Origin of the sequence: Corynebacterium sp. MSK035 (assembly GCF_030232615.1) — a bacterium.
GTDB classification, from domain to species: domain Bacteria; phylum Actinomycetota; class Actinomycetes; order Mycobacteriales; family Mycobacteriaceae; genus Corynebacterium; species Corynebacterium jeikeium_D.
In genome coordinates this window covers 106,575-133,229 of record NZ_JASPJP010000005.1, presented here as the reverse complement: position 1 = coordinate 133,229, position 26,655 = coordinate 106,575, and the positions used below count along the sequence as shown (strand labels likewise).

General features: G+C 58.9%; 21 protein-coding genes. 6 read left to right on the top strand and 15 right to left on the bottom strand.

What is annotated here, in order from left to right; all coding sequences use genetic code 11:
• Window positions 1-119 precede the first annotated feature (119 nt).
• From serA to QP978_RS04940, 5 genes are all read right to left on the bottom strand, one after another.
• A complete protein-coding gene (gene serA, locus QP978_RS04960; protein ID WP_016422498.1) occupies window positions 120-1,715 on the bottom strand; it encodes a phosphoglycerate dehydrogenase in 1,596 nt (531 codons plus the stop codon).
• A 238-nt stretch (window positions 1,716-1,953) separates the two neighbouring features.
• Window positions 1,954-3,678: a hypothetical protein gene (locus QP978_RS04955; RefSeq protein WP_284856905.1), complete on the bottom strand. Its 1,725-nt coding sequence runs from the start codon at window positions 3,676-3,678 to the stop codon at window positions 1,954-1,956.
• A gap of 282 nt (window positions 3,679-3,960) precedes the next feature.
• Window positions 3,961-4,977 (bottom strand): ketol-acid reductoisomerase, encoded by a 1,017-nt coding sequence (ilvC, locus tag QP978_RS04950; RefSeq protein ID WP_038628558.1) that lies wholly within the window; start codon window positions 4,975-4,977, stop codon window positions 3,961-3,963.
• 53 nt (window positions 4,978-5,030) lie between these two features.
• Window positions 5,031-5,534 carry an acetolactate synthase small subunit gene (ilvN, locus tag QP978_RS04945; RefSeq protein ID WP_048735338.1) on the bottom strand — a complete coding sequence of 168 codons (504 nt, stop codon included), beginning with the start codon at window positions 5,532-5,534 and terminating at the stop codon, window positions 5,031-5,033.
• A gap of 34 nt (window positions 5,535-5,568) precedes the next feature.
• Window positions 5,569-7,479, bottom strand: a complete 1,911-nt coding sequence (locus QP978_RS04940; RefSeq protein WP_049172103.1) for an acetolactate synthase large subunit — start codon at window positions 7,477-7,479, stop codon at window positions 5,569-5,571.
• A 360-nt stretch (window positions 7,480-7,839) separates the two neighbouring features.
• Between QP978_RS04940 and QP978_RS04935 the strand changes: the two genes are divergently transcribed.
• From QP978_RS04935 to ilvD, 3 genes are all read left to right on the top strand, one after another.
• Window positions 7,840-9,495, top strand: coding sequence for a mechanosensitive ion channel family protein (locus QP978_RS04935; RefSeq protein ID WP_069358880.1), 1,656 nt, complete (start codon window positions 7,840-7,842; stop codon window positions 9,493-9,495).
• A gap of 57 nt (window positions 9,496-9,552) precedes the next feature.
• Window positions 9,553-10,071, top strand: a complete 519-nt coding sequence (locus tag QP978_RS04930) for a PH domain-containing protein (protein ID WP_049172102.1) — start codon at window positions 9,553-9,555, stop codon at window positions 10,069-10,071.
• A gap of 134 nt (window positions 10,072-10,205) precedes the next feature.
• Window positions 10,206-12,050 carry a dihydroxy-acid dehydratase gene (ilvD, locus tag QP978_RS04925; protein ID WP_070429318.1) on the top strand — a complete coding sequence of 615 codons (1,845 nt, stop codon included), beginning with the start codon at window positions 10,206-10,208 and terminating at the stop codon, window positions 12,048-12,050.
• 15 nt (window positions 12,051-12,065) lie between these two features.
• Here the strand turns inward: ilvD and QP978_RS04920 are convergent, their stop codons facing one another.
• Together QP978_RS04920 and QP978_RS04915 are read right to left on the bottom strand one after the other, a co-directional pair.
• A complete protein-coding gene (locus QP978_RS04920) occupies window positions 12,066-12,950 on the bottom strand; it encodes a hypothetical protein (RefSeq protein ID WP_284856904.1) in 885 nt (294 codons plus the stop codon).
• Between the two features lie 75 nt (window positions 12,951-13,025).
• Window positions 13,026-14,420 (bottom strand): DoxX family membrane protein, encoded by a 1,395-nt coding sequence (locus QP978_RS04915; protein WP_239271930.1) that lies wholly within the window; start codon window positions 14,418-14,420, stop codon window positions 13,026-13,028.
• Window positions 14,421-14,496: 76 nt separating this feature from the next.
• Here QP978_RS04915 and QP978_RS04910 point away from each other — a divergent pair, with 76 nt between their 5' ends.
• Window positions 14,497-15,573, top strand: coding sequence for a glucose dehydrogenase (locus QP978_RS04910; protein ID WP_224783716.1), 1,077 nt, complete (start codon window positions 14,497-14,499; stop codon window positions 15,571-15,573).
• Window positions 15,574-15,585: 12 nt separating this feature from the next.
• Here QP978_RS04910 and gatB read toward each other — a convergent pair whose 3' ends face one another.
• Window positions 15,586-17,094 (bottom strand): Asp-tRNA(Asn)/Glu-tRNA(Gln) amidotransferase subunit GatB, encoded by a 1,509-nt coding sequence (gene gatB, locus QP978_RS04905; RefSeq protein WP_016422487.1) that lies wholly within the window; start codon window positions 17,092-17,094, stop codon window positions 15,586-15,588.
• 53 nt (window positions 17,095-17,147) lie between these two features.
• On the opposite strand from gatB, the gene QP978_RS04900 reads away from it, so the two are divergent.
• The gene (locus QP978_RS04900) at window positions 17,148-17,981 is read left to right on the top strand and encodes a class I SAM-dependent methyltransferase (RefSeq protein WP_049194081.1); all 834 of its coding nucleotides are present in this window, start codon (window positions 17,148-17,150) and stop codon (window positions 17,979-17,981) included.
• A 26-nt stretch (window positions 17,982-18,007) separates the two neighbouring features.
• On the opposite strand, the gene QP978_RS04895 is transcribed toward QP978_RS04900, so the two are convergent.
• From QP978_RS04895 to gatC, 7 genes are all read right to left on the bottom strand, one after another.
• Window positions 18,008-19,471 carry a membrane protein gene (locus tag QP978_RS04895; protein WP_049172094.1) on the bottom strand — a complete coding sequence of 488 codons (1,464 nt, stop codon included), beginning with the start codon at window positions 19,469-19,471 and terminating at the stop codon, window positions 18,008-18,010.
• Between the two features lie 157 nt (window positions 19,472-19,628).
• The gene (locus tag QP978_RS04890) at window positions 19,629-20,660 is read right to left on the bottom strand and encodes an ATP-dependent 6-phosphofructokinase (protein WP_038628534.1); all 1,032 of its coding nucleotides are present in this window, start codon (window positions 20,658-20,660) and stop codon (window positions 19,629-19,631) included.
• 53 nt (window positions 20,661-20,713) lie between these two features.
• Window positions 20,714-21,838 (bottom strand): ABC transporter substrate-binding protein, encoded by a 1,125-nt coding sequence (locus QP978_RS04885; RefSeq protein WP_284856903.1) that lies wholly within the window; start codon window positions 21,836-21,838, stop codon window positions 20,714-20,716.
• Between the two features lie 10 nt (window positions 21,839-21,848).
• Window positions 21,849-22,649 (bottom strand): ABC transporter ATP-binding protein, encoded by an 801-nt coding sequence (locus QP978_RS04880; RefSeq protein WP_049172090.1) that lies wholly within the window; start codon window positions 22,647-22,649, stop codon window positions 21,849-21,851.
• Window positions 22,650-23,717 carry a FecCD family ABC transporter permease gene (locus tag QP978_RS04875; protein ID WP_370449368.1) on the bottom strand — a complete coding sequence of 356 codons (1,068 nt, stop codon included), beginning with the start codon at window positions 23,715-23,717 and terminating at the stop codon, window positions 22,650-22,652.
• 115 nt (window positions 23,718-23,832) lie between these two features.
• The gene (gatA, locus tag QP978_RS04870; RefSeq protein WP_049172086.1) at window positions 23,833-25,347 is read right to left on the bottom strand and encodes an Asp-tRNA(Asn)/Glu-tRNA(Gln) amidotransferase subunit GatA; all 1,515 of its coding nucleotides are present in this window, start codon (window positions 25,345-25,347) and stop codon (window positions 23,833-23,835) included.
• Between the two features lie 15 nt (window positions 25,348-25,362).
• Entirely contained in the window at window positions 25,363-25,656 is a 294-nt protein-coding gene (gene gatC / locus QP978_RS04865) for an Asp-tRNA(Asn)/Glu-tRNA(Gln) amidotransferase subunit GatC (protein ID WP_005509328.1), read from the bottom strand.
• 227 nt (window positions 25,657-25,883) lie between these two features.
• Here gatC and QP978_RS04860 point away from each other — a divergent pair, with 227 nt between their 5' ends.
• A complete protein-coding gene (locus QP978_RS04860) occupies window positions 25,884-26,549 on the top strand; it encodes an ACT domain-containing protein (protein ID WP_048735304.1) in 666 nt (221 codons plus the stop codon).
• Window positions 26,550-26,655: the final 106 nt, after the last annotated feature.

Genomic DNA, 26,655 nt, shown 5'->3' with positions numbered 1-26,655 from the left:
AGTAGGGCTACGGCTGCATAGATCAGCTGGGAAACAAAAATCCCCTCCATGCGGAGGGGTTTTTTCATGCAGTAGAAGCTGCGCTAGAGACTAGCTCTAAAACGCCTAGGCGCTCAGAACTAGTCCAGCTCGAGCTGCAGAGCGTGGGTAGCGGAGATCTCCTCGGTAATCTTTCCGACGAGCTCCTCCGGAACCTCCTTGGAAACGCGCAGCACCAGGATGGCAGTCTGATCTGCTTCCTGCGGAGACAGAGCAGCAGCCTCGATGTTGATGCCGGACTCACCCAGGGTGGTAGCAACGCGACCCAGAGCGCCCGGAACGTCCTTGTACAGCAGGAAGAGGTTACGGCCCTGAGCGCGCATGTCGATGCCGCGGCCATTGATACGGACAATCTTCTCGACGCGGTTCAGGCCAGTGAGAGCACCAACGACGGTAGCGGTGGAGCCATCAGCACCGATGACCTTGACTTCGAGAACGGAGCGGTGGGAGACGGACTCCGGCTCGGTCTCGACAGTGAAGGTCACACCACGCTCTTCTGCGATACGCGGAGCGTTGACGAAAGTGACCGGCTCTTCCACCATGAGGGAGAACAGTCCACGGATTGCTGCCATACCCAGAACGTTAACGTCCTCAGTGTGCAGCTCACCGCGAGCGGTGACCTCAACAGCGGCCGGAGCGCCCTCGAGCAGACCGCCAGCAACCAGCCCCAGCTCACGAGCCAGCTCGAGCCACAGGGCCACCTCTTCACCGACAGCGCCACCGGAAACGTTGACAGCATCCGGGACGAACTCGCCAGCCAGTGCCAGCAGCACGGACTTAGCGACATCGGTACCCGCACGGTCCTGAGCCTCAACGGTGGAGGCACCCAGGTGCGGAGCACAAACAGTTTCCGGCAGACCAAACAGCGGGGAATCCGTGCACGGCTCGGTCGCGTATACGTCGAAGCCAGCACCGCGGATGTTGCCTGCCTTGATCGCGTCGGCAAGCGCCTGCTCGTCGACGAGACCGCCGCGGGCAGCGTTGATGATGATCTGGCCCTTCTTGGCCTTGCCCAGGAGCTCAGCATCGAACATGCCAGCGGTTTCCTTGGTCTTCGGCAGGTGGATGGTCACGAAATCAGCGCGAGCCATCAGGTCTTCCAGCTCAACCAGCTCAACACCGAGCTGAGCAGCACGGGCCGGGTTCGCGTACGGATCGTACGCAATGATGTTGGTCTCGAAAGCAGCGAGACGCTGCGCAAACAGCTGGCCGATGTGACCGAAACCGACGATACCGACGGTCTTGCCGAAGATTTCGACACCCTTGAAGGAAGAGCGCTTCCACTCCCCCTCACGCAGGGACGCGTCCGCAGCCGGCAGCTGGCGAGCGGTGGCCAGCAGCAGTGCGATTGCGTGCTCACATGCAGAGTGAATATTAGAGGTCGGAGCGTTGACAACCATGACGCCGCGCTTGGTAGCGGTATCGATGTCGACGTTATCCAGGCCAACGCCGGCGCGGCCGACAATCTTCAGATTCGGAGCAGCCTCGAGGACTTCCTGATCCACGGTGGTAGCGGAGCGGACGAGAAGTGCGTCAGCATCACCAACCGCAGCCAGGAGCTCAGCGCGGTTCGGGCCATCTACCCAACGGACCTCAACGGAATCCCCCAATGCGTCCACAGTGGACTGTGCCAGCTTGTCGGCGATGAGGACAACGGGGCGAGCGTTCTGGCTCACAAGCATCTCCTGGTTTGTCTCGAAAAGTTTATGCAGTATGTGCGGTGTCACTTAAGAAAACTACTAAAGCGTGCACGCGCATTACGTCTCATCATAAACTCTGGGGGTGAGACACGGGGGGACTTACCTAAGCAAAACGGCGCTTACTACCCTTTGTTTAGGGAGTAAGCGCCGTTGCCCCCGACATTCAAGTCGGCAAATATTTCGCGTTATATTTTTATTTCTGCTGGTCTATAACCTACTGGTACGTAACCAACCACGGACGCGGCTCGATGTTCATGGTCTCCTCAGGAGTAAACATCGGCTGATCCTCGTCGATGAAGTTCTTCCACGCCTCGAAAATCTCCGGCTGCAAATCCTGCAGCATGACGTTCCAGGTCTCAAACTTCTCCTGCGCGGTGCCATGGCCGTCGGCATGCAGAACGAATGCGAGCTCCGGGTGCGACAGATCCAGCGTCTCGCGGTCGCGAATCATCTGTAGCTGGAACTGGTGCAGCATCAGCATCTTCTGCGGAAGGTTGTTCTTACGAGTCAGCTCAGCCAGCCAATCAGCAACGCGGTTGACTTCTTCAGCCTTAACGTGACCAACCTGGGTCGCCGGAACCTGCCCCGGTTCCATCTTCCACTCCGGATCCAGCGCCAGACCGACGTTTGGCATCTTCAGCAGTTCTTCGTAGAACTTGGCCTGGTCCAGGAAGTCCGCACTACCCGGCTGCAGGTCGATGATGACGTAGCCGCCGGCCTTGGTCATTGCCTCGACGTACGGCTTCAGAGTCTCAACCGGAGCCGGCTCGGAGTAGTCACCGCGTGGACCTGGGTCAGCCTGCGCGACCGAAGCGATAATCTCGAAGGCCGGCAGTACCGGGTCATCAGCGAACTTCTCGTACTGCTTGACGTAGTCCTTCGCACGTGCGACGGCATCCTCCGGATCATCCTCGCCCATCACGCCCAATGGAGCGACACCTGGGTGACCATACGTTGCAATCAGATGACGGCCGGGGAACAGCAGGGTTCCTCCACCTGGCAGCTCCTTGACCTTGTCATCTTTCGCCAGCTCGATGGACTGAGCGAACTTGTCCTTATCGCCGAAGACCTTACCCAGAGCAATCAGGGACTCGCCGTCGCGAGCAGCGGAAATCGACTCAGAGGTAGCACGCGCGTCGCCCACCGGCAACCAACTGACCTTCAGGCCAGCGGCGCGGGCCGTAGCAATGGAGGCCAAACCGGTACCCGGTGCGGCCAGTGCCAATTTGTCCTTGACCTCCTTCGGAGATCCCTTCGGCAGGGTGACGCTCTCCTGTCCCTTGTCGTCCTGCCCATCGCTGGCGCGATCCTGAGCCTCCTGGTTGGCTGCCCCATCCTTCGTTGCATCGCCCTCGACGACAGTTGGCTTCTCCGGATCCATCTCAACGACAGCGCGAGTCGGCTTCGACTCCGTCTTCTTGAGAACCTTAAACTCGGTACCGACGAGCTCCTTAAGGCCATCGATCGTACCCGGATCCGCAATGATCTGACGGCCCTCTTCGCCAGTCAGGTCAACTGCCCCCACAGTAAGGACTGTCTTTGCGCCCAGGCGGTCAATCTCTTTTTCCACATCGGCGATATCGGCACCGGTATCACGGCCACGAGCATCCTTCTTCGGGCTCTTGGCGGTACTGTCATCTTCCGCATCTTCGGCAGAACCAGCCACTAGCATCGGCAGGCCAGCAGCAACCGCGATGCCTGCCGCCCTACGCTGCTCAGCAGAGCCTGCCGAGGAAACGACAACCGCTTCCGAACTGTCGATCAGGCTTTCCGACGCTGCGATGTCGTCGCCAAGAACCGTCGACTCAGTGTCCACCTTCTTCGTGGAAACAGCGCTGTCGGAATTACCACACGCGACCAAGGCGCTTGACCCCAACGCCAGGCTGACCGTCAGGGCAACGGTCGCCGTCACGCGCCGCGTCATTGCGGATACTCGCACATTTACCTCCGTGAAATGATTTGATTTCAACGATTAGACTATCGAACGTCTTTGTTGAGGGAGACCTTTCAACCCAGATTAGAACCCCGGATAGGACTGGGGCTACACCCGTTTGGCAGTAGGTGGTTTTATCTCGGACGTTTATCTCAGTCGTTTACCCCACACGTTTTCAGCGAAAGAAAACTAGTAAGAGAGATACGAAAAGAGCCTCATCACGGCGGTGAAGCTCAGTGATGAAGCCCTACTTCGCGAACAAGCGAGGGATTCGCTTAAGCAACAAACTTAGGCAGTCTCAGCGCGAGCGTCGACCTTAACCCAGCTCATCAGGTCGCGCAGCTTGGAGCCGACCTCTTCAATCTGGTGGTTGTTGTAGGAAGCGCGCAAGTCCTCGAGCTCCTTGTTGCCGCCCTCGACGTTGGCAATCAGGCGCTTGGTGAAGGTGCCGTCCTGAATGTCAGACAGAATCTCGCGCATGTGCTGCTTGGTATCAGCGGTAATAACGCGCGGGCCAGACAGGTAGCCACCGAACTCAGCGGTGTCGGAGACCGAGTAGTTCATGTTGGCAATACCGCCCTCGAACATCAGGTCAACAATCAGCTTCAGCTCGTGCAGGCACTCGAAGTATGCCATCTCCGGCTCGTAGCCAGCTTCAACCAGAACTTCGAAACCGACCTTGACCAGTTCCTCGGTGCCGCCACAAAGAACAGCCTGCTCACCGAAGAGGTCGGTCACAGTCTCTGCCTCGAAGGTGGTCGGGATAACGCCAGCGCGGGCGCCACCGATAGCTGCAGCGTAGGACAGAGCCAGGTCGCGGCCCTCGCCCTTCGGATCCTGGTCAACAGCAATCAGGCACGGAACGCCCTTGCCATCGACAAACTGACGACGAACCAGGTGACCCGGGCCCTTCGGAGCAACCATACCGACGGTGATGTTGTCAGCCGGCTTGATGAGGTCGAAGTGGATGTTCAGACCGTGGCCGAAGAACAGCGCGTCGCCGTCCTTCAGGTTCGGCTCGATGTCCTCGCTGTAAACCTTTGCCTGGGTGGTGTCCGGAACCAGCACCATAATGACGTCTGCCCATGCAGCGGCATCTGCGTTGGACTTAACCTCGAAGCCAGCTTCCTGGGCTTTCACAGCGGACTTGGAACCTTCACGCAGACCGATAACAACCTCGACACCGGACTCGCGCAGGTTCTGAGCGTGAGCGTGGCCCTGGGAACCGTAGCCCAGGATTGCGACCTTACGTCCCTGGATGATGGACAGATCAGCATCGTCGTCGTACAGCAGTTCAATAGCCATTAAAGTTAGCCTCTTTTCGAATCGGATTCGTTAAAAATCTTAGCGTTTAGTTGTTAGCGGGCCTGGAGCATCGGCTTCGGCCCACGTGCCATTGCGACGGTACCGGACTGAATGAGCTCACGGATACCAAACGGCTCGAGGACCTCCAGCAGGGCTACAAGCTTCGAGCGCTCACCCGTCGCCTCAATGATGACAGACTCTTGAGAAACGTCCACCACACGGGCACGGAAGAGATTGGCGGCATCGACTACCTGCGGACGATTGGTGTTGTCGCAGGAAACCTTCACCATCAGCAGTCCGCGCGACACCATGGTCTCTGGGGGCTGGCGGACCACTTTCAGCACGGGCACCAGCTTGTTCAGCTGCTTAGTGATCTGTTCGATCGGCAGCGTCTCCGTCTCAACCACGACGGTGATTCGGTTGACTCCCTCGGTCTCAGTTTCACCCGAGGTAATCGACTGGATGCTGAAACCTCGGCGGGTGAACATGCCCGCAATGCGGACCAGAATACCCGGCTCATCGAGGGTCAACACGGATAGAGTGTGCAGTTCAGCCATTTTGGGACTCACTTCCTGTTGCTTCGGATCCCGATTAGCGGGTCTTCATGGACGGGTGGTTAGCGTCGGGCTGCTTCGCGGCGTCCTCGGAGTTGTCCACAACAGTGCCGTGGATGTCAGCCGGGGCCTCAGCTGCTGAATTCTCATCGTTGAACAGCGGGCGCAGACCGCGGGCGTATTCGACCTCATCATTGGACTTGCCAGCTGCCACCATCGGCCACACCTGAGCATCCTCACCGACAATGAAGTCAATAACCACCGGTCGGTCATTAATCTCGCGTGCCTTCTTAATCGCCGCCGCGACATCTTCCTTCTTGGTCACGCGGATCGCCACGCAGCCAAGCCCCTCGGAGAGCTGGACGAAGTCCGGCAGGTAGGAGTTATCCTCCGGGCGCAGCTTGGTGTTGGAGTAGCGCTGATCGTAGAACAGCGTCTGCCACTGACGAACCATGCCCAGATTACCGTTGTTAATCAAGGCAACCTTGATGGGAAAACCTTCCATTGCACAGGTGGTCAGCTCTTGATTGGTCATCTGGAAGCAACCATCACCGTCGATGGCCCAGACTTCCTTTTCTGGAGCAGCCGCCTTGGCACCCATCGCAGCCGGGATTGAGTAGCCCATCGTGCCGGCACCACCGGAGTTAAGCCAGGTGCGCGGGTTCTCGTACTGGACGAACTGCGCTGCCCACATCTGGTGCTGGCCGACGCCAGCGGCATAGATGGCCTCTGGACCAACGATGTCGGACAGAGTCTGAATTACAAACTGCGGAGCGATTGCACCATCAGCGGGCTCTTCCCACCCGAGGGGGAACTCGTCGCGGAGACCGTCGAGAAGCTTCAGCCAGTCGGCAATCTGCGGGCGACTAAGACCGAGCTTGGTGTAGGACTCGCTAAGTGCGGCAAGGACCTCGCGGGCATCGCCGACGATGGGAACATCAACTTCGCGGAGCTTGCCAATCTCTGCCGGGTCAATGTCGGCGTGGATTACCTTCGCGTTCGGCGCGAAGGAATTCAGATCACCGGTAACACGGTCGTCGAAACGCGCGCCAATAGTGATGAGCAGGTCGGACTTCTGCAGAGCAGCGACGGCTGACACCTTGCCGTGCATGCCCGGCATACCCATGTGCAGCGGGTGCGAGTCCGGGAATGCGCCGCGAGCCATCAGCGTGGTCACGACCGGAACCCCAGTCTGCTCGGCGAACTCGACCAGCTCCTTGGAAGCATCGGCCTTAATGACGCCACCACCGATGTAGAGCACCGGACGCTTTGCCGCAGCAATCATCTCAGCGGCTTCGTCGATCTGTCGCTGGTGCGGGGTTGTCACCGGACGGTAACCCGGCAGGTTGATCTCCGGTGGCCAGGTGAAGTCGATCATCGTGTTCTGGAGGTCCTTCGGGACATCGACCAGAACCGGACCTGGACGACCAGAAGAAGCCAGGTGGAATGCCTCAGCGAGCGCGCGCGGGATGTCCTCAGCTTCGGTGACCATGAAGTTGTGCTTCGTAATCGGCATGGTCACACCGCGGATGTCAGCCTCCTGGAAAGCGTCAGTACCCAGCAGCGGGCGACCGACCTGACCAGTGATAGCGACAACCGGAACGGAGTCCATCTGAGCATCCGCGAGCGGGGTAACCAGGTTAGTAGCACCCGGGCCGGAAGTCGCGATACAGACACCAACCTTGCCGGAAACCTGCGCGTAACCAGTGGCAGCGTGGCCAGCTCCCTGCTCGTGACGCACGAGGACGTGACGGAGCTTTTCCGAGTCATAAATCGGATCGTAGAGCGGAAGCACTGCACCACCGGGAATACCGAAGGCTACCTCGACACCAAGCTCTTCAAGGGATCGGACAATGGCTTGTGCACCAGAAATTCGCTCGGGGGCGCTGGTGCGCGCCTTAGCCGCGAATTGGGCGGGCGATGGGGTGTGCTGCTCGTGCGCGTTCACGATTTCGCTCCTGGATCATGGTGGGCAACTACTCAACACACATTCACGCAAAGAAGCTACGAATGTGGCGTTGGCTACAACCCTAACGTCCACATAGTGAGAAGTCAATCCCGTCAATTGGACACGCCATTCGTATCACACCCCGAGCACCCACCCGATTCCAACGAGAACCCCGCCCCAACTTTGGGAATCACTCTACCCAGAAACTCCCCGACCACGACCCCGGGGACACCCAAGCCTGCACACCCGAGCCCTACACGCCCGAGCCCCACAAGCCCCAAGTCCAAAGCTCGTCTTTATGCATAATTCTTTACCTTTAAACTCAGCGCATATTAAGGCGAACGACCTACGGTGGATGGCATGGAATTCTTGCAATACATGTTGTTACGGACATGGCAATGGGTGGCCAATAACGGCCTTGCCATCGCATGTCTGGCCATTCTGCTAATTCTTGTTCCCCGTATCCGACGTTTCGTTCTGGCAATTGCGGACGGAAACATCTCCTCTTCAGAGGAGCAGTCCAAGGGACGGCGCGCACTGATTGGCGCTGTGGTTTACATCGTCGAAGTCATTGCATACTTCGTCTTAATCATCGCGATTCTGTCGAAATTCGGAATCTCACTGACCGCCGCCGCTATCCCCGCGACGGTTGTTTCCGCCGCTGTTGGTTTTGGCGCACAGGGAGTCATCGCCGACTTCCTTGGCGGACTGTTCATCATCGCCGAGAAGCAGTACGGCATCGGAGACTGGGTAGAGTTTCACTCCCCTTCGGGCACTGTCCAAGGTGACGTAGTCAATATGACATTGCGCGCCACCACGATCCGAACCCTCAACGGCGAGGAAATCATCGTGCCGAACTCCGAGGCACGCATGTGTATCAACTACTCCTCACAGTGGTCCCGTGCTGTTGTTGAAGTTCCCGTACCGATGACCGCCGGTGGCTCCATTAAGGACCTGGAAGAGCGCACTGTCGCCGCCGCCAAGAGTGCCATCGCACTGGACTCCGTCAAGGATGCAGTTCTCTCCGAGATCAAGCTGCAGTCCTCCACGGAGCTCAATCCGCCGACGGTTATGGGCCTGCCGTGGACCGTCACTATGCGCTTGATTGTCGACTGCAAACCGGGCGACCAATGGCTCATCGAGCGCGCCATCCGCGCCGCAGTCATCGACACTTGGTGGGATGACTACGGCGAGCGCGCCCAACAGACCCCGTTTGCTCCCGCCGAAGAAATCACCGGTCATGTCCGCGATGACACGATGATCGAACAGCTCAGGCAGGCCGATGCTAAGCAAGAGAAAAAACAACAGCTTGACGACGGCGACAGCGCTCCAACCGAAGTTGTCGAAGCGGTAGCGGACACTACTGCCCAGCCGGATACCGCAGAAACCAAACTGATGGAAACTCAGACCGTCGATAAGCAAGACGGGAACGAGCGATCCGACCTGCCGCATGCGGGTGCTGACCTCGATGATGCTCGACGCGAGCAAGAGGACAGCGGAAGCAACAACGCCATCCGCAAGCTGGTTAGCCACCCTGACTGGAAGACGCTCACGACGCGCCAGAAAATCCGGCGAATCCTCTCTGCAGGTGGACGTGCTCGCGTTTCGACAATCATGCTCTTGGCAACCCTAATTGTCCTCGGCGTTTTGAATCTCATGACGGTCGAGACCGAGGGCGGCCCATCCGGATGGCTAGCACCGAGCAGGTGGAGCGATCGGGTAACGACACAGGAAGAGGACTCGGAAGAGTCGTCAGCTCCGCAATCATCGAACCAGCCGACTAGTACCACACAGAGTGTGCAGCCCACCGAGACTTCACAGCAGACTCAGACATCACAGAATCAGCCGTCCGAGACTTCACAGCAGCCTCAGAGCACGCAGAACCGCGCACCTTCGACCGCCACCTCCACCGAGCCAGACTCTACTCAGAGCAACACCGACAACGAGAACACTGGCGGATCACAGTCGACAGACTCCACTAACAACGCAGAACCAAACTCGGTCGGGGCGCAATAACGCGCAACTGCCTACCGCGCATTAACCAATCCGAACTACCCGCTACAATCAAAGGCCATGACTGACTCGACTCCACAGCTAAAATTTGCGACGCAGCGATTTCGCCCACAGAAGACGCATCTGTTCATCGTTGCGTTCATGCTCGTGCTGTGTGTAATTGCCACCGGTTTTGCCCCGTGGCTGGCCATTACCTTCCTGGCACCGTTGATTTATACGCTTTGGATTTTCCGAGTACGCACCACCGTAGGGCCACGCGGCATCACTGCGGTGTACCTATTGTCCAAGCGCCGTTCGGTGCCCTGGAGCGATTTTGCGGGCATCTTCTTCAACAAGGGCGGCCGCGCCTTTGCGGTAACCAAGTCAGATGAGCGCATCGCCCTGCCGGCCATCTCTTTTAATTCGCTGCCGGAGTTGAAGGAAGCCACTGGCGGTCTGATTCCAGATCCGATCGCTTCGGCTCGTATGGCGGAAAATGACAAGGTCGAGGTTTTCGACCGCGATGGCCACTCCGTAATGAAGAAGGTCAGTGAGGTTGAGGCTGATGCCAAGGCTAAAGGTGACGCCTCTGCCGAGTAACATATAAGCAGTCCACAAAGCCCCTAAATCTCATTATGCGGACACCAGTGACCACGAAATGAGACATTAGGGGCTTTTTGTGATTAATATGGATAATTAATTACCTTGCACCCTATCTAGGAAGGGCAGCCCCCATGATTCCCCTTCGCTCTAAAGTCACCACTGCCGGCCGTAATGCTGCAGGTGCGCGTTCGCTATGGCGCGCAACTGGCATGACCGATAACGACTTCGGCAAGCCGATTATCGCAATTGCCAACTCTTACACTCAGTTCGTTCCCGGTCACGTGCACCTGAAGGACGTTGGCGACATCGTCGCAGAAGCTGTAACCGCAGCCGGTGGCGTCCCCCGTGAGTTCAACACCATTGCTGTCGACGACGGAATTGCGATGGGCCACGACGGCATGCTCTACTCGCTGCCGTCCCGTGAGATTATTGCTGACTCTGTCGAGTACATGGTCAACGCTCACACCGCTGACGCATTGGTCTGTATTTCCAACTGTGACAAGATCACGCCGGGCATGCTCAATGCGGCTCTGCGTCTGAATATCCCGGTGGTCTTCGTTTCCGGCGGGCCGATGGAATCGGGATCGTCGATTGTTATCGATGGCGTCGTCAAGCCCGGCTCTGACCTCGTCTCGGCTATTTCTGCATCCGCGAACGACAAGGTCGATGACAAGAACCTGCTCGACATCGAGCGCTCGGCATGCCCGACCTGCGGATCGTGCTCGGGCATGTTCACTGCAAACTCGATGAACTGCCTGACCGAGGCCCTCGGCCTGTCCCTGCCGGGTAACGGTTCTACCCTGGCAACTCAGCAGGCGCGTCGCGATTTGTTCACGCGCGCCGGTGAACTGATTGTGGACCTGGCGAAGAGCTACTACCACGATGGTGACGAGTCCGTGCTGCCGCGCAACATCGCCAACCGCGACGCGTTTGTCAACGCAATGACGCTCGACGTTGCCATGGGCGGTTCCACCAACACGGTGCTGCATATTCTCGCTGCCGCCCAGGAGGGCGAGATCGACTTCGACCTCTCCGACATCGACGCGATTTCCCGCCGCGTGCCTTGTCTGTCCAAGGTGGCACCGAACTCGGACTACTACATGGAGGACGTCCACCGCGCCGGTGGTATTCCAGCCATCCTCGGCGAACTGCGCCGCGCGGGCCTGCTGCAAATGAATGTCCGCTCCGTTCACTCCCCATCTCTGGAGGAGCACCTGGACAACTGGGATATCCGCGGCGGCAAGGCCACTGACGAAGCGATTGAACTGTTCCACGCAGCCCCTGGCGGCGTGCGCACCACCGAGCCGTTCTCCACATCCAACCGCTGGGAGAGCCTGGATACGGACTCCGAAAATGGCTGCATCCGCGACTTCGACCACGCCTACACGAAGGAAGGCGGTCTGTGTGTCCTGCGCGGCAACATCGCCGAGGACGGCGCTATCCTGAAGACCGCCGGTATCGGCGAGGATCAGTTCCACTTCGAGGGCACCGCTCGCGTCGTAGAAAGCCAGGAAGAGGCTGTCTCGGTCATCTTGAACCGCACCTTGCAGCCGGGCGAAGTTCTCTTTGTCATCTACGAGGGTCCTTCCGGCGGCCCGGGCATGCAGGAGATGCTGCACCCGACCGCATTCATCAAGGGCGCTGGCCTGGGTAAGGTCTGTGCACTGGTCACCGATGGTCGCTTCTCCGGGGGTTCCTCCGGACTGTCTATCGGCCACGTTTCCCCGGAGGCCGCTGCCGGCGGCGCAATCGGTCTCGTCCGCAACGGCGACCCGGTGTACATCGATGTCGCTGAACGACGCCTTGAGATTCAGGTGTCCGACGAGGAGCTGGCCGCTCGTCGCGATGAGGAGCTCAAGCGCGATAAGCCATTTACTCCGCACAAGCCGCGTCCGCGCAAGGTCTCCAAGGCGCTGCGCGCATACGCCAAGATGGCGTCCAGTGCGGATAAGGGCGCGATCCGCATTGTCGACTAGCTAGATCAAACCCGTTTAAAGGCCTGTGCTTACCGCACGGGCCTTTGGCGTTTCTAGAGTGGCTTTGCGCCCAGTCTTCTGCGTGGGCTTCACCAAATCCCGGTACTCGACGTCGGCAATCCCCTCAGCGACGTCCTCGGTGTGTGCATATTTGCCGCCCTCGGTAATGGCCGCCATTACATATCCGGGGCCAAAAACAACGGAAGAGTGCCACGAACGCCGGTTGGACCAGCCCATTTTCGCGCCTTCAGAGCCGGGCAGCCCGGCAAGACCAAAATTCTGTCGATAGCCATCGGCAGCAATCGGCGACCAGTGTCGCATCGCCTCGAGCACCTCAGAATTAGGATGCTTCAGACGAAGCTGGGAAATAAAAGACACCACATCTTCCGCGGTGGTCCTCGATACTCCCCACTTTTCTCCGCCGGAAGTGTTGAACAGGCCGTACTCGGTCGCAATGGAATCGACCGATTCCGGGTACTTCCGGTAAAAGTCGGCGGCCAAATCGTCGTCGGAACGCGAAATCATCTTTTCGACGCGCTCGGCATCGTCGGCAGTGCCGTGTTCGAGCACATACTGACCGATATACAACTTAATCAGGGATAGCGCCGGCAGCGGGCGTTGCGATGCCTGGCTGCTGTACCCCACGCCCACCGGCTCGTAGCTCACCGCCATTTGCGTGCGCGGGTCAGTCTCAATCAACCCTTCGGCGTTGAGGTTCATGCGCGGCAGACTCACCTCATGAGTCGGCCAGGCGCTTGCCGACGAGACGGAGGCTGCAACCTCATTGTGCTCGCCGGCAGCGGCTGTCGAAGGTGAGTGAATCGACGTTGTAGCGCCTATCGAAGACATGAAAAAGACCACCGCGAGGGTGGTCTTTAGTGCGTGTCTCGACTTTGGCATAGGGGGCATTGTACCCCGCCCCTAACCGAGAACCTAGTTTAGGCCGCTCGACTGTTTGTGTAGCTGCGAACTGCCTTAGCCAACAAACGGCAGCGTGCTGGTCGTCAGCCACCACAGGCCAATTGCTGCAGCGATGGACAGAATTCCGAAGATCCAAGACGATGCCAGTGGGCGACGAGCCCAGCCGCGTCCGAAGTCGATACCGATGCGGCCCGGACCGGTGAACTGCAAGCCAAGTGCCATGGCGGTCATCAACAGTTGTAGCTGAAGGTTGCTGGAATCCTGGCCGACGATATTCACGCCATTGGCAGAGGTAGCCACATCAAACATGCTGAGGTAGGCGGACAATGCCAGCGCCAATGCTGCGGCCAGCGGTGTCGCAAGCCCTAAGATGAGCAGGGCACCCGCGATGAGCTGAACCGTTGGGATGGCAGTGGCCATCACAGGGCCGAGGGCGAAGTTGTTCTGGCTAAACTGTGTCTCCAGCGCAGTGGTGCCACCGGAGTTACCCCAGCCGAGCAGCGTTGTCAGGCCATGGACCAACAACAGCGCACCCAATCCAAGACGCAGCAGCAGAAGGCCGAAATCGGTGGTGCCGCGACGGTGCTCCGGTTCGTTGTCGTCGTAAAAGTCCGTGTCTTCATCGTCGTCAGCAGCGGCGGTAGTCGTAGCAGCAGTTGCCCCGGCGGCCCCTACGCCTGCTCCTGCAACACCAGCGGCACCAGCGGTATCGCGAGAGGCAGCCGGTTCAGCGAAATCCGATTCATCGAAATACTGAGTCTCAGCTGCGGAATTGCGTGCAGAGCCATAGGTTGACTCCGCCTCATCGTCGAATGCTGACTGTGCTTCCGACTTATTTGCGGCAGTTCCCGCTGCGGACGCTGCTGCTGCTTCAGAAGCCGAGAAGGCTTGCGTCGGCTGACTGAAATCCTCATCTGAATCAACGCGCTCGCTACGGGCCGGCTGCTCAAAGATTTCGGTCGCCTCCGACTCCGGGGCTACCTCCGACTCTTTATCGGCCGCGGGTGCCAATTCAGTTTCGGCCTGTTCATCCCGCGGCGAAGGCTTACCGGCAGGGCTAATCACCTGAGGTGCCGTGCGGCCTGCAGCGGCGTAGGCGTCGTAGCGCTTCTTCGGGGCTTCCTGAACTTCAGGCTCCGGCTCGGGGCTCGGCTCAGTCACTGTTTCTGTTTCAGACTCGGTTTCCACCTCGGCTTCAGCACCGCTATCGGTCTCGGCTTCCGGCGGCAGGTTTTCTTGGTCTACCTCCGCCTCCGACTCCTCCTCTACGCGCTTTTCCGGCACACCCGGAAAAATCTGCGTTGCGGTGTTGTCGCTGTCGTCACGGTTTGTTTCTTCGTTCATTGGCTCAGCGAGCTTGCGGTAGGTCGGGACGTCGAGATCGTCATCGAATCCGTCCTCCACATTCTCGAGGGCGCGGTCGTTCGGGTACTTCTCTGAGTCGCTCACATCGTCCACATTAAAACTACTGCCTCACTTTTGGTCGCAGGCGTGGCCGGGAAACGAGGCTGTATTGTGTATGCCTATGGGATTCCACCTCGTCCACACCAGCAGTGCACAGGCTCGCGCTCGCGGGCGGCGTCGTCGTGCTGCGCTCGCCGCTGGTGTCGTCGGGATGGTCTCTCTTTCCGGCTGCATGAGTGCCTCGAGCGCGCTTGAGTCACCGTTTACTGAAGACAAGTCGGAACCGACAGGCATTGCCATGCCGAAGTTTTCCTCCCCTGATTTGCCCTCTACCCCGGTCCCAACCACGGAAAGCAAAGCCAAAGACAAAGGTCCCTGCGACCTCGACGATGTCACTCTCGCGGCCTGCCTACCGCTTACCACCGCGCTAGCCTCAACCGGCCCTGGGGAGGCTCTCGTCGCCACCGACGACGGTGCACTCACCGTTGTCGCACCGGGTAAGACACCGCGTGAGGTCGCACGGCTCGGCGCCCCTGCAAAACAACTGCTGCCCAGTCCCTCGGTTGAAGAGGACCGTCAGGTCTTTGTTTTGCGTAACGACGACACCATTGCGCGCGTCACCCTCGTGGAGGGCAGCACCGCTGATGTGCGCGAACTTCCGGACCTCAGCGAGCCCGGCATTCTCGGAATCTATTTTGACCGAACTTCGGACACCCTGTCCCCGCGCAAATTGCTCGTGGGAGATCCAGGCATTGAGTTTCAGCAGTTCTGCCATGGTCCGGACGGAATGCCGCCGTTGGCAACCGCCATTCTCGACGGCACCCCACAGCTGGTTCAGCTCACCGGCCCTGTGATTAATCCCCTCGGCGGTGTGGACCTGAACGATTCCATCGGTGGATGCGCAGTGATGGGTGACCGCGTGGTCATTGCCATCCCAGACGCGCAGAAGGTCATCTCCATGCCGGTGGGTCCGAAGTCAAGTGGGCCCGACGCGGCGTGGGAGGTCAAGGGTTCCCCTGAAGTGCTTGTCGACGGCGACTTCGGCCACATCTCGTATGTAGCGGCTGTCGCAGCAAATCAGGGTATTGAAGTTTGGGGTGCCACGACCAACAAAACCGCCGGGGCACAACCGTCGGAGTCCGACGAGCGCGTCGTCAGACTGCCGAGCGATGGTGCCGCCGGCGGTTCCCCGGATTAGCTTTCAGGGAGGCTAGCTCAGCTTCTTCGCAATCAGCTGGTTGACCTGAGCCGGGTCTGCCTTGCCGCGGGTGGCCTTCATGACCTGCCCCACGATGGCACCGACGACCTTCTTGTTGCCAGCTCGGTACTTCTCGACGATGTCCGGGTTAGCAGCCAGTGCATCGTCGACGGCCTTCTCAATAGCACCGTCGTCGCGAACGACCTCCAGGCCACGGGCAGCAACGACCTCATCAACATCGCCCTCGCCTGCGAGCACGCCGTCAACGGCCTTACGGGCCAGCTTGTTGGTCAGCTTGCCCTCTTCAATCAGTGCAATCACACGTGCAACCTGTGCCGGGGTAATCGCGAGCTCAGCCAGCTCCACGCCTGCCTCGTTGGCCTTCTGCGCCAGGTAAGCGACCCACCAGGAACGAGCCTCAGCCGGGCCGGCACCAGCCTCAACGGTGTCGACAATCAGGTCGAGAGCGCCGGCGTTAACCAGGTCGCGCATTTCCTCGTCCTTCAGACCCCACTCTTCCTGAATACGGGCACGACGCACCCACGGCAGCTCCGGCAGAGTTGCGCGGATTTCCTCCACCCACTCACGCGGCGCAATCACAGGTGGCAGATCCGGGTCGTTGAAGTAGCGGTAATCCGACTGCGATTCCTTCGGGCGGCCCTTGGAGGTCGTGCCGTCGGTCTCCTGGTAGTGGCGGGTTTCCTGAACGATCTCCTCGCCATTAGTAATCGCAGCAGCCTGGCGCTGCATCTCGTAGCGAACAGCCTGTTCAACCGACTTCAGGGAGTTGATGTTCTTAGTCTCGGTACGAGTGCCGAACTCCTCCTGGCCGATTGGGCGCAGGGAAACGTTGGAGTCCACACGCATCGAGCCCTGGTCCATGCGGGCATCGGAGACACCGAGGGACTTCACCAGGTCACGCAGCGCAGAAACGTACGCACGAGCAACCTCTGGGGCACGCTCCCCTGCACCGAGAATTGGCTTAGTAACGATCTCAATCAGCGGAATACCTGCGCGGTTGCAGTCCACCAGCGAACGCGTGGCGCCGTGAATACGACCATCGGCACCGCCCAAGTGCGTCAGCTTGCCGGTGTCTTCTTCCATGTGAGCGCGCTCGATTTCGACACGGAACTCCGTGCCGTCGTCAAGCTGAACGTCAAGATATCCGTCGTAGGCGATTGGTTCGTCGTACTGCGAAATCTGGTAGTTCTTCGGCTGGTCCGGGTAGAAGTAGTTCTTGCGCGCGAAGCGGGAGGACTCAGCAATCTCGCAGTTCAGCGCCAGGCCAATCTTGATGGCCCACTCAACGCCCTGACGGTTAACCACAGGCAGCGCGCCAGGTAGGCCGAGGCTGCAGGGATCGACGTTGCTATTCGGCTCGGCACCAAAGTGCGCCGAGGAGGAGGAGAACATCTTGGTATTCGTCGAGAGCTCGACGTGAACCTCCATGCCCATTACCGGGTCAAAACGTTCGAGGACCTCATCAAAGTCCATCAAGTCATCAGCGTATGCAGCGGTCATGTTTGTAGAGTCTACTAGCGATGGCCCCGCAGGCGTGCCCTAGGGTATAAGTCGTGCCCGGAGTTAACGAACACCCACCGATTCCACCGACGTCAGCACGCGATACGCCAACGTTCCGCGACGCCGCTGACCGCCACCGCGCAGGCGCTACTTTCGACAACGACCTGCAGGAAAGCGCCGACGGAGCCACGGGCTACCACCGCGTGCGCCCCGGATATCCTCCAACCGTCATCGAAGCGCTTACCCGTCTCGCACCGCACCCACAGGTAGTCGCCGATATCGGCGCCGGCACTGGGAAGCTCACCGCCTCGCTTGCCGACGTCTACCGCGATGCCACCCTGCTGGCACTCGATCCCTCCACCGCGATGCGGCAAGCACTGATGCACAATGTGCCAGCGGCGGAATGCCTGGAAGGCACTGCGGAGCGCACGGGACTGGAGTCCAACAGCGTCGATGTAGCAACATGTGCGCAGACATGGCACTGGGTGGACCCGACAGCTGCAAGTAAAGAACTCACTCGGGTGCTACGCGCGGATAGCGTGGCTATGTTGGTGTGGAACACCTTGGATGTTTCCGTACCGTGGGTGCATCGGCTCAGCCGCATAATGCACGCCGGCGACGTGTTGCGTCCCGGCTTCTACCCCGAGGTTGGCCCGGAGCTGGAGCTAGTCGATGAGGTGCGTCTGGCCTGGGAGCAGACACTGACCATCGAGGACATCGTGCTGCTGGCACGAACCCGTTCCTATTGGCTTCGTTCCAAGCCCGCCACTCGCGCCAAGGTGGAGGCGAACTTGCATTGGTATCTCCACGAACACTTGGGGCACACATACGAAGAAGGCATCGCCCTTCCCTACCGGTGCGATGCCTTCTATTTTCGAGCTGCCTAAATTTTCGAGCTGCCTAGTCGCGCTAGTTACTTTTCTTTCTTCGGCTTAGGGTGAGCCACGCGCTTGAATGCATTCTTAGTCTGTCCGGCAAGCTTCTTCGGCGCAGTGGCTGTGGCCTCGCCTGGGAAGGAGTCCCTCGCGGTCTCGCGAGGATTGTCATCATCGGAGGCTTCCTCGATTTCGGAAAGCTTCTCCAGGCGCTCATTATCCTTTTCTACGATGCGCTCGGCGTCATCCTCGGTGAATTCAACATTATCGTCGCTGACCAGTTCCTCGACGATGTCGTCGCGGACGCTCTCCTGAAGATCGACGTTGGAAATGTTGGAGTTGGCCAAAGCGCGGTCGAGCTTCTTCTGATCGGCGGTGGTGAACTTCTTGTTCGGGTGCATCTTCCGGCGTGCGAGCTTACGGATACGGCCGCGACGCTTCGACTCCTCCATCAGCTTGTTACGTCCAGCCAGGTACGCACCACACAGAATCACGATAAGAGCGATACCGACGTAGCCAAGGGCCGGGTAGATGGAGCCAACCAGGGCCTTGAACCCAAAGAAACTTAGGCCAAAACCAATCAGCACCGTCACGATGAATACCAGGCGGAAACGCTGCGGGGTATTGCGTGTTAGGCGGCGGCCCAGCGCGTAGAACATGCCAATGGCCGTGTTGAAAATCATGGCGTAGATGATGATTGCCATCACGGTACCCAGGACCGGGTGGATGTCATTGACGATTGCCAGGGTCGGCATATCTTCGTGGCCAACATCCTTGACCTTGAAGAAGAGGGCAAAGGTCACCAGCGTCAGCAGACCTGCATAGATGCTCCCGCCCATGAGACCACCGATGCCAGCTTCACGCGGGTTCAGGTAGCTACCGCCGATGACAATCGACATCGATACGGCCACCATCACACAGAAACCGACATAGTTCAGGGCAGAAATAGACCAGTGTGGCAGCGATGTCGACAGTTCATTGGTGTACTGCGCGGCCTCCGACATCGACGTGTCGGTGGTGAACAAAGTGTAGATACCGGCTCCAAGCAGGAACACGATAATGAATGGAGTGATCATGCCAATCACGCGGCTGACCTTGTCGGCATCCAGCATGCCTACACCCAAAGTCAGGGCAACCATGATGACGGCGCCAATCCACACCTCAAGTCCGAACTGCTGGTTCAAGTTCGCACCGGCACCGGCGAACATGACGAAGCCGGTACAGAACAGCGTGATCATCACGGCGATATCCAAAATCTTCGAAACCCAACTGCGGGTGATTACGTCGAAGACCTCGGAGTGCTCATCAGCCTGCAAGTAGCTGGCAATTGACAGCACTGCCAGGCCACTGGCAATCATCACGACGGAGGCAAGTACCACGCCCCACAAGCCGTTAGTGCCAAATGCCACGAAGTACTGCATCATTTCCTGGCCGGATGCGAATCCGGCACCGACAGTTAGGCCGACAAAGGCCATCGCGATTGTTGTGGCTCTTTTCCACATAACGAGAAAATCCTAAATATAAGTCTATTTTTCAAAAACCGGAACCTTACAAAGCATACTGCCCGAGCTGGTGATTGATACACCAGCTCGGGCAGTATGCCTATTTTGTTACGAAGATGTGCCTAAATGTTTAGCAACGCGTGCTTAACCGACGCGTTTAACCAAACAGCGCAGCAGCTGCGCGGTAACGGCCATCCGGCACAACCTTCAACTCAGCAACCGCATCGTCGATGTCGATACGTTCGATGTTCTCACCGTGCAGAGCGACGATCTTGCCGAAGTCCCCCTCGTGTACTGCTCGGGTGGCGTGGACACCGTAGCGGGTAGCAAGCACGCGGTCGTACGCAGTCGGCGTACCGCCACGCTGAATGTGACCCAGCACCGTGGTGCGAACGTCGTACCCGGTGCGCTTCTTAATCTCCGCACCAATAACCTGACCAATGCCGTTGAAGGTTTGGTGGCCGAACTGGTCGACACCGCCCTCTTCGTACTCCATGGTGCCCGGCTTCGGGGTGGCGCCCTCAGCGACGACGATAATGCCGTACTTCTCACCCATCTGGAAACGGCGCTCCATCGACTTCACAATCTCGTTGATGTCGAATGGCTTTTCCGGAATGACAATGTGGTGAGCACCGCCGGCCATACCCGCATGCAAAGCGATCCAGCCCACGTGTCGACCCATGACCTCAACAATCATGACGCGCTGGTGGGATTCCGCAGTGGTGTGCAGACGGTCAACCGCGTCGGTGGCAACAGCCACAGCCGTGTCGAAACCGAAGGTGTAGTCCGTACCGTTGACGTCATTATCAATAGTCTTCGGAACACCGACGACCGGCACCCCATTGTCCGAAAGCCACTTGCCGGCCTTCAGCGTACCTTCGCCACCGATTGGGATCAGGGCATCGATGCCCGCATCAGAGAGATTTTCCTTGATGCGGTCGAGGTTAGACATGAGAATGTCCGGATGCACGCGGCCGGTGCCCAGCATCGTGCCGCCACGCAGCAGCATACGGTCAATCCGCTCATCGTCGTAAAGCTGGACCCTACGGTCTTCCATAAGACCAATCCAACCGTCCTCAAAACCGACGACGGTTGAGCCGTACTCGCTCGAGCTGGTACGGACAATTGCACGGATAACGGCATTCAGACCGGGACAATCTCCACCGGAGGTAAGGGTCGCAATTCGCATGATGCCCACCTTAGTCGCGTTAGTCAGTTCGTGCTTGACGGCCTTGGTCGAAACTACTTCTGCAGGTACTCCTGCCCTGGTAGCTCAGACGGTAGCTCCATCTTCGTCGTCACCTCCGACGCCGGCACAAGACCATATTCCTCGAGCGCCTTGCGCACGTACTCTGCGGCATCGACGTTCAGCGGAGACTCCGTCCACAATGCAATCGGCAGGTTAATAAAGCGGTTCTCCTTGACCGCCTCGAGATCCTTCGTTGCCGGATTCGTGCGCAAAACCTTGGTTTTCTCTTCGAAGGTCTGACCTGGGTAGTCCACAAGCGCGATGAAGTCAGGATTCATCTCCGCGACATGCTCCCAGGAGGTCGTAGTCCAAGTGTCCTTAATCGACTCGGTCGCATTGATTGCACCGGCCTTTTCCAGGATGCCCTGCGGTGCGCCAAAGGAACCCGAGGTAATTGGTGCTTCACCGACAGAATCAAAGAGGAAGCCCACTGGCTTCTTATCTCCCTTTGGCGCGGCATCCAGGGCTTGCAGTCGGTTATCAATATCTGCAATAACCTTGTCGCCCTCACCGTCGTGTCCGGTCAAGGTAGCGATATTCTTCAAATCAATTTTGACAGCTTCCCACGGATCCACCAGACCACGAGTATGCCCCGGGTCGCCACTGCCTTCCTTGCCCGCCGAGGCTGCGTCACCAGTACGGCAAGATTCCGTCAGGGTGTAGGCACCGATACCGTGCTCGGAAAGCGATTCCGGGGTAATGCCCTTGTCTTCACTAAAGCCATAGCCCCAGCCCGCCAGCATCACATCCGGTTCGGCCGCAATGACCTGCTCCAGATTCGGGTATTCCTTCGCAACTTCTGGCTTCTGCGCAATTGCATCGCCATAAGCTGCGGTCAACACCGGCAGATGCGAGGCCATAGAGCTCACCGCTGTGATCTCATCCGCAGCACCGACAGCCAGCGCCAGCGAAGCAATATTGCCGTCATTAATCAGCAGCTTTTTAGCTACACCCGGGTAGCTGACTTCTTCACCGCAGTTGGTGAGGGTAAGGCCTGACGACGAGGCCTGCGTTCCCTCATCAGAGCCACAGGCGGCGGCTCCGAATGCCAGAGCAGCCACAGCGATACCAGCTGCTGAGGCACGAAGGGGACGTCGGAAAGCATGTGCGTTATTCAAGGGAGTACTCCTAGTTGATGGTGGCAGCATCCAGCTCGCTATCGATTGCGAGGTGGCGGCGGCCAGCGGGGGAATTGAGCTGACAGGATTCAACCTGAAAGATTTGGGCGACAAAGTCGCGGGTAAGCACTTCTGCGGGAATGCCGTCGGCCGCGATACCGCCGTCCGCGACCACGATGACGCGGTCGAAGTGGTTCATCACCAGGTCCAAGTCGTGGATCGCGGCAATGACACACGCTCCGCTGGAGCGGGCCAGACGGAGGACGGATTGTTGATGGCGCACGTCGAGGTGGTTAGTGGGCTCGTCGAGAAGCATGATTGGCGAGTCCTGGGCGATGGCACGCGCCAGACACACGCGACGACGTTGCCCACCCGAGAGTTGCCCACACAGGCGTTGCGCAACCGCTTCCAACCCCACGAGCTCCAGCGCACGGTCGACGTGGGAATTGTCCTCGGCGGTGTTGCCACCAAAAAGGCGCTGGTAGGGCAAGCGCCCCAGGGAGACAAAGTCGCGCACGCGCATTTCGGCGGGTGGAACCTCGTTTTGCGCGACGAAAGCCAGATCGCGGGCGCGGTGCTTCGAGCTGATTGAGCTCATCGATTTGCCGTTAATCTCGACCTCGCCCGTGGCCGGTTTCGTGATTCCACCGAGCGCACGCAGCAACGTGGATTTACCCGCGCCGTTAACACCAATGATGGCGGTCATGGGTTCTGCACCGAAGTTGAGGTTGACTCCGCTGACAATGGTGCGCCCAGCGATATCACAGCGCATATCTTTAGCGGCGAGTACAGATTTTGGTAGAGCGCTCATTTACTCAGCACCTCCGTAGCTGTAGTGCGAGCGGCTCATGAGGTAGAGGAAAAGTGGTGCGCCAACCAATCCCGTGACTACTCCCAGCGGCATTTCCTGGCTTCCGCCCACTACGCGCGCGATGATGTCCACCCAGATGAGAAACAGTCCACCCATGAGGGCAGCAACCGGTAGGACAACGCGGTGCGTGGCCCCTACCAAGATGCGGGTCAAGTGTGGAATCACCAGGCCGACAAACCCGATGCCGCCAGAGACCGCAACGAGCGTGCCAACGAGGACAGCCTGGAGCACAAATACCTGTGTGCGTAGCCGAGAAACATCAATACCTACGGCCGCTGCGGTGCTCTCACCAGTTGCCAGCGCATCCAGATGACGGGCTTTGACCAGGAAAAACAACAGTACTGCGATGAGGACAATGAGCGGGAAGAGCGTCTTCAGCCATGTCGCACCGGCAACAGAGCCCAGCATCCAAAACATCACGGACTGCGCGGCCCTCGGGTCTGGCCCAGCGAAGACCATGAAGCTACTCAGCGCGGAAAACGCAGCGGAGAGCACAACGCCGGAGAGCACCAAACGCAGCGGAGTCAGCCCACCGCCTGCAGTGGCGAAAGCACCGACCGCGAGGGTGGCCATTACTGCACCGAGGAGTGCACCGAATGTCAGCGGCGCGATGGGGCTACCGGAGAAAGCACCAAAGATAATCACCGCGGTCGCACCGGCACCGGCGCCGGCGGAAATACCTAGCAGATATGGGTCTGCCAACGGGTTACGGACCAATGTCTGCATAGCCACACCGGAGACAGCTAGCCCCGCCCCTACAATCGCTGCGAGAATACCCCGGGGAGCGCGGAGATTCCAGACGATGGTGTCCGAACTGGCGGGCACAGATTCATCGAGCTCAATGCCGAAGATGTGATGCGAAATGACCTGTGTCGTGGTGGACCAGGTGATATCCGCCGAGCCGAAGACCACCGCAGCGACCAGACTGACGGCAATGGCTATGACAATGACCAGCCCATAGATCCAAGGCATAAACCGCGGTGGGTTTTTAAATCTAACTCTCTCCATGTTTGCGTTCCTGCGTATGTATGAAACTCTCCCCGACACGACAACAACCGCCGCTCTCCCACTTCAGTGAGAAAACGACGGTTGCAGAAAACCGACTAAGGCTTATTGAGCGTCTTTATGCAATCGAGCCGCGAACCTTTTCGTAGGCAGCGCCGACCTTGTACAGACGATCGTCACCGTGGCGCGGAGCCATAATCTGCAGGCCTACCGGCAGGCCGGTGTCTTCAGCCAGGCCCGACGGCACGGACATGCCACACATGCCGGCCAGGTTGAGCGGCAGAGTACACAGGTCGAACATGTACATGCTCAGCGGGTCGTCAACCTTCTCGCCCAACTTAAACGCAGTGGTCGGAGTGGTCGGCGAGATCAGGACATCTACCTGTTCGAAGGCCCGCTCGAAGTCCTGCTGAATCAGGGTACGGACGCGCTGTGCCTGGATGTAGTAGGCATCGTAGTAACCGACCGATAGCGCGTAGGTACCAATGATGATGCGTCGCTTAACCTCATCGCCGAAACCAGCGGCACGGGTCATAGCCATGACCTCATCGGCCGAGTGCGAACCGTCATCACCAACACGCTGGCCGTAACGCATGCCGTCGAAACGAGCCAGGTTGGAGCTGACCTCACACGGCAGAATCAGGTAGTACGCGCTCAGTGCGTGGTCGAAGTTCGGGCAATCGACCTCGACCACCTCTGCGCCAGCTTCCTTAAGCTTGTCGACGGCCTCGTGGAAGCTGTCCAGTACGCCGGCCTGGTAACCCTCGGTGCGGTCGAACTGCTTGACGATGCCGACCTTAACCCCCGTGAGGTCACCGGTAGCACCTTCCTTGGCAGCAGCAACCACATCGGCAATCGGCTGCTCCGTGGAAGTCGAGTCATTCTCGTCGTGACCAGCAATGATTTCGTGCAGCAGCGCGGTGTCCAGAACGGTTCGCGCGGTCGGCCCACCCTGATCCAACGAGGAGGCGCAAGCGACCAGGCCGTAGCGGGATACCGTGCCATAGGTCGGCTTCACGCCGACCGTTGCGGTCAGAGCTGCTGGCTGACGAATCGAGCCACCGGTGTCAGTACCGATAGCCAGCGGAGCCATACCGGAGGCCAGCGCCGCGGAAGAGCCACCACCGGAACCGCCTGCGGTGCGCTCAACATCCCACGGGTTGTGAGTCGGGCCGTAAGCGGAGTTTTCAGTCGACGAGCCCATGGCGAACTCATCCATGTTGGTCTTACCCAGAATTGGGATGCCAGCTGCACGCAGCTTGGCAGTAACCGTTGCGTCGTAAGGGCTCATGTAGCCCTCGAGCATCTTGGAAGCGCAGGTGGTCGGCGCATCGGTGGTAGTGAAGACATCCTTCAGCGCCAGCGGAACACCGGCCAGCGCGGAGGCCGGCTCCTCGCCAGCATCCAGCGACTCATCGACCTTGCGAGCTGCAGCCAGGGCCTCTTCGGCACCGACGTGCAGGAATGCGTGAATGTCCTCATCAATTGCCGCGATACGGTCGAGGAACGCCTGGGTGACCTCTACCGAGGTCAGCTCACGAGCGTGAATCTTCTGTGCGAGCTCAAAAGCGCTCAGCCCCAGAATCGGGTCCTCAGCAACAGCGGCATGCAGGTTCGGGTTAGCTGCAATCATTTCTTCCACGTACTCCTACTCGCCGAGAATCTGGGGAACTTCGAAGCGCTGGCGGTCCTGCGACGGCGCCTGGTCCAGCGCCTGCTCCGCAGTCAGCGTCGGCTTGACGACGTCCTCGCGCATCACACCGGACAGCGAAGAGGGGTGACTCATCGGTTCAACATCATCCGCAGCCACCTTTTGAACGGCCTGGACGTGGTTAATAATGCCGTCGATCTGACCGGCGAACTCGTCGAGTTCCGCGTCAGTCAGAGCCAGACGGGACAATCGCGCTAGGTGGGCGACCTCATCGCGTGAGATAGCTGGCACGCTAGTACCCCTTTCATTTCTTCGTACGAAGCTAGTGCACAGAAGTTTAGTTGAAACTGATTTTGAACCGCGCGAGCGGGCTGTACTTGCCAACAGTAGTCGTTGTCGCCAAGTAGTTGTCCGCAGGGTCTTACATTTCAAAGGTTTACCCTGTAGCCTAAATCACTACTTCTATAGTTACACCGCAAGCATCACTATCAATTATTCGAAAGGTTGTGCACACAGCCATGAGTTACCTCCTTCGCATCCAGCTTCCCGACGAACCAGGCGCACTTGGCTACGTCGCGGCTGCCCTGGGCGAAGTAGAAGGTGATATTCGCAGTGTCGATGTCGTAGATTACGGCGCTAATGGCGTTGTTGTCGACGACATCGTGGTTGACCTGCCCATGGGCCTGCTCCCAGACACACTGATTACGGCGGCTCAGTCCATTAGCGGAGTGGAAGTCGATTCAATTAGGCCTTTTTCCGGCTCGGTCGACCGCCGCGGACAGATTGCGCTGCTGGCCAAGTTCTCACAGCACACGAAGAATTTGGATCGTGCCCTCGGAGATGTCGTCGACGGCCTGCCTCAGACTATGACTGCCGGCTGGGCTATCGTCCTCGGCGAACAGAGCGATGGCCGGTGGGTACGTCGCGCTTCCTCTACCGCTGCTCCAGAGGATAACGGCCGGACTCTGCCGGAAGCCCCGATTGACTCGCCACGAAACCTGGATCCGGACGAAGAAACGTGGCTTCCGGAGGACTGGACGGTTATGGACTCCTCCATTGCCGCTACCCCAATGGGCAAGGGCCTCGTTCTCGTTATTGGCCGGCCCGGCGGGCCAGACTTCCTGCCAAGTGAGGTTGAGCACTTGGGACGTATTGGCACGATTGTCGGTGCGATTATCGACTAGCAGCGGCTAGTGGGCTGCTCCCTTCTGTGGGCTGCTCCCTTCTGCTCGAAGCTCTTACCCTATGGCTCCTCCCCTATGGAGCGCAGTGATTCACGCTTAGCGGTAA